This window comes from Streptomyces sp. SID1328, from assembly GCF_009865595.1.
GTDB lineage: Bacteria > Actinomycetota > Actinomycetes > Streptomycetales > Streptomycetaceae > Streptomyces > Streptomyces griseoluteus.
Genome location: NZ_WWKH01000497.1, coordinates 1 through 4,185, shown reverse-complemented (window position 1 = coordinate 4,185; position 4,185 = coordinate 1). Strand labels below are relative to the sequence as shown.

The 4,185-nt window shown below is 74.1% G+C and carries 4 protein-coding genes; all 4 read left to right on the top strand.

Annotation, left to right across the window (positions count from 1 at the left end; genetic code table 11):
* Positions 1–189: 189 nt before the first annotated feature.
* The gene (locus GT030_RS15655; protein WP_030817206.1) at positions 190–483 is read left to right on the top strand and encodes a DUF503 domain-containing protein; all 294 of its coding nucleotides are present in this window, start codon (positions 190–192) and stop codon (positions 481–483) included.
* Positions 484–525: 42 nt separating this feature from the next.
* Positions 526–978 (top strand): 30S ribosome-binding factor RbfA, encoded by a 453-nt coding sequence (rbfA, locus tag GT030_RS15650; RefSeq protein ID WP_030817204.1) that lies wholly within the window; start codon positions 526–528, stop codon positions 976–978.
* Positions 975–1,880: a tRNA pseudouridine(55) synthase TruB gene (gene truB, locus GT030_RS15645; protein WP_161201641.1), complete on the top strand. Its 906-nt coding sequence runs from the start codon at positions 975–977 to the stop codon at positions 1,878–1,880. The genes rbfA and truB overlap by 4 nt, the downstream gene beginning before the upstream one ends.
* Positions 1,881–2,127: 247 nt before the next feature.
* Positions 2,128–4,185: serine protease (locus tag GT030_RS15640; protein ID WP_237522480.1), on the top strand; the 2,058-nt coding region annotated here is incomplete at its 3' end.

The following is a 4,185-nucleotide window of genomic DNA, read 5'->3' as shown; positions in this document are numbered from 1 at the left end:
CTCCTTTTGCCCACCCGCCCACCCGTCTCGGTCGGCTGTTCAGCCGACAGTCTCGGGTGGCGGGTGGGCTTGGGCCGGGGGTCTGGGGGCGGACCCCCCGGTGGCGGGGAAACCCTGTCGAGCCACCGGCGGGTAAGCGGTACGGTGCTTAGACCACCGATCCCGGACCGGCGGGTTAACCGGTTTCACATGTACGTGGGGACTCTGTCCTTCGACCTCCTCCTCGGCGATGTCCACTCGCTGAAGGAGAAGCGCTCCGTCGTCCGCCCGATCGTCGCCGAACTCCAGCGGAAGTACTCCGTGAGCGCGGCCGAGGTGGACCACATGGACCTGCACCGGCGAGCGCTCATCGGCCTCGCCACGGTGTCCGGCGACGCGGCGCACCTCACCGACGTACTGGACCAGTGCGAACGGCTGGTCGCCGCCCGCCCGGAAGTGGAGCTGCTGTCCGTGCGACGGCGCTTCCACGGCGACGACGACTGACCGAAGAAACGCGAAGAAGAAGAAAGAACGGGAGACGGACCAGTGGCCGACAACGCTCGGGCGAAAAGGCTGGCGGACCTCATCCGGGAGGTGGTGGCCCAGAAGCTGCAGCGTGGGATCAAGGACCCGCGGCTCGGCTCGCACGTCACCATCACGGACACGCGGGTCACGGGTGACCTGCGGGAGGCGACCGTCTTCTACACGGTCTACGGCGACGACGAGGAGCGGCAGGCCGTCGCCGCCGGCCTGGAGAGCGCCAAGGGCATCCTGCGCTCCGAGGTCGGCCGCGCGGCCGGGGTGAAGTTCACGCCGACCCTGACCTTCGTCGCGGACGCCCTGCCGGACACGGCCCGCAACATCGAGGACCTCCTCGACCGGGCCCGGCAGTCCGACGCCCAGGTGCGCGAGGCGTCCTCGGGCGCCGCGTACGCCGGTGGCGCGGACCCGTACCGCAAGCCGGAGTCCGACGACGAGACGGACGACGCCGCAGAATGACAGCCAAGCCCACCCCGCCCGACGGCCTTGTCATCGTGGACAAGCCGTCGGGCTTCACCTCGCACGACGTGGTCGCCAAGATGCGCGGGATCGCCCGGACCCGCCGCGTCGGCCACGCCGGCACCCTCGACCCCATGGCCACCGGTGTCCTCGTCCTCGGTCTGGAGCGCGCCACCAAGCTCCTCGGGCACCTCGCCCTGACCGAGAAGGAGTACCTGGGCACCGTCCGGCTCGGCCAGAACACCCTCACCGACGACGCCGAGGGGGAGATCTCCTCCTCCACGGACGCGTCCAAGGTGACCCGCGAGGCGATCGACGCCGGGATCGCCAAGCTCAGCGGCGACATCATGCAGGTGCCGTCCAAGGTCAGCGCCATCAAGATCGACGGTGTGCGCTCCTACAAGCGGGCCCGTGAGGGCGAGGACTTCGAGATCCCGGCCCGCCCGGTGACCGTCTCCTCCTTCACGGTGTACGACGTCCGCGACGCGGTCGCCGAGGACGGCACCCCCGTGCTCGACCTGGTCGTCTCCGTGGTGTGCTCCTCCGGCACCTACATCCGCGCCCTCGCGCGCGACCTGGGCGCCGACCTGGGCGTCGGCGGCCACCTCACGGCGCTGCGCCGGACGCGGGTCGGCCCGTACAAGCTGGACTCCGCGCGGACCCTGGACCAGCTCCAGGCGGAGCTGACCGTGATGCCGGTCGCGGAGGCCGCCTCCGCCGCGTTCCCGCGCTGGGACGTGGACGCCAAGCGGGGCAGGCTGCTGCTCAACGGCGTCCGGCTGGAGATGCCCGAGGTGTACGCGGGCGCCGGTCCCATCGCGGTGTTCGACCCCGAGGGCCGCTTCCTCGCGTTGGTCGAGGAGCAGAAGGGCAAGGCCAAGAGCCTCGCCGTCTTCGGCTGAGCAGGTCTTGTGCCCGTGGAGCGGCGGTCACGGGGTACGTGCCACATCCGCCGCTCCACGGTCCCCCCTCGGTTCCCCCACCTCTGAGGTCTATCCACTCCGCACCGCCGATTCACCCGTCCGGCCGGGCGCTCGGAGTGAACCGGGGGAGTGGAAGGGGGCGCTTTCTCCCCGCGCCCTGTTCCGGTGATCATCGCCCGCCTACCGTCGAGGTGAGACGCGGGTGCACGGCTGGGGAGGCAGAACGATGGCGGGAGAGGGGCCGCGAACGGGGAGCGGCGGCTTGGGCGAGCGCACGGACGCCCTGGTGCAGATCCGCGATCTCGCCGGACGCCTGCGCGGCGTCGGCTTCCTCGCCGACCACCAGGGCACCCTGCTCACCAGCCACGAGGCCGTCGAGGGCGCGGGCCGGCTCGTGCTGTGCGCCGCCGACGACCGCACGCGCGTGGTCGATGCCGAGGCCGTCGTGCCGCTGCCGCGCCACGGGCTGGCGCTCGTCCGTACCGAGAACCTGGGCGTCGCCCCGCTGCCGCTGACCGTGCGCGACCGGATCGAGGCGGGCACCTACGTACGGGTCGCCGCCGGCGGCTGGCGCGAGGCGCGGGTGCTCACCGCCGCCCCGGCCGCCTGTCCCGTCGGGGACCGCAGCCAGGTGCTGGACGACGCGCTGGAACTCGCACTCGGCACCGCAGCCCGCGACGCGCTGCGGTCCGGCGGAGGCACCACCGGCGGGCCCGTGCTCGACGCCCGTACCGGCACGGTCCTCGGCGTCCTCGGCGCCTCTCTGCGCTCCCCCGGCCGGGACTCCGCCTTCGCCGCTCCCGTACGCCCCGCCGAAGAGGCGGACCCCGAGCTCACCGCGCTGCTCGCCCGCAACACGACCACCGTCCCGGCCTACGGCATCGACCTCAACCTCGCCGGGGTCATTCAGCTCTGCGCCGCCTCCGTCAGCCAGGACGGCCCGCCCGGCACCCTCACCGGGCTGCCCGGGATCGTCGAACGCGCCTCGGTGGCAGGGGAGTTGGCCGACCACATGGCGGGTCCGCACCCCGTGCTCGCGCTCACCGGTGACCCCGGCAGCGGCCGTACGACCGAGCTGGCGGCACTCGCCGGACGGCGCCGGCAGGGCGAGGCCCCGGCTCCCACGCTGTGGCTGCGCGGGGCCGACCTGAGGGACACCGACGACTCCGTGGCCGACGCCGTCCGCCGCGCGCTGGAGCGGGCCGCGCCCGTGGCCGCCGCATCCGGACCGGCCCGCCCCGCCGACCTCGGTGACCTCGACCCCGAACCGCTGGCCGCGCTCGCCGCGCGAGAGGGGCGCCCGCTGCTGCTCTGTCTCGACGCCCCCGAGGAGATGCCGCCCGCCCTGCTGCCCGAGTGGGCCAGAAAGACCGTCGCGTGGCTGCGGACCACGGGGACCCGGCTGGTGCTGGCCTGCGGGGAGGAGTTCTGGGAGAGCGTCGCCGAGGAGTTCCCCGCGCGCCTGCGCCTGACCGGGCTCACCCGCAAGGAGGCCCGTACCGCCCGCTCCCGGTACGGCGTCCCCGAGGGCGCCCTCTCCGACGCCGACGGCCGGCACCCGCTCGCCCTGCGCCTGCTGTCCGAGCTGCCGCTCGACACGCCCCCGCACCCGCTGCACCGGCACGACGTCTTCGCCGCCCACCTCGACCTGACGTGCCTCCGCATCGCCGAGCGGATCGCCGCCGCCAACGGGCTCGGCGCCGCCGCCGTACGACGCCTCGCCACCCGGGTCGCCGGGCAGGTGCACGAGGCCGCCCGGCGTGCGCTCGGGCACGGGCAGGGCCTGCTGGAACGGGAGAGCTTCGTGGCCCTCTTCCCGCCCGGGCGCGCCCCGGCCCGGCTCGGTGGCGGCACCGGGTGGGCGTCGGCCGTCCTGGACGAGGGGCTGCTGGTCCGCTCCGGGCGGGGATACCGGTTCGCGCACGAGGAGTTCGCGGACTGGGTGCAGGGCACGCATCTCGACCTGGACGAGGCGCTGCACGTCCTGGTCCACCGCCCACGCGCCGAGCGGCCGTCCGGGGCGATGCCGGTGCCCCACCACCGGATCGGACCCGTGGTGCAAGCCCTGCTGCTCCTCGGGCGCCGTCACGGACCTCGTCAACTCGCCTTCCGGCTGCGGGAGCTGGCCGACGCCCTCGATCTCGACCCCGCGTCCTGGTGGGCCGCCCGGCTGCTCTCCCGGACCCTGCTGCGTACTCCGGACGCACTGCCCTACCGGGAGGAGCTGCGCTTCCTGGCCGACCGGATCGTGGCCTGGCGGCGCGCCGGGCGGGCGGTGCCCGCG

Coding starts and splice junctions, on each gene's coding strand:
- GT030_RS15655 (WP_030817206.1), top strand. CDS start 190: ATGTACGTGGGGACTCTGTCCTTCGACCTCCTCCTCGGCGATGTCCAC.
- truB (WP_161201641.1), top strand. CDS start 975: ATGACAGCCAAGCCCACCCCGCCCGACGGCCTTGTCATCGTGGACAAG.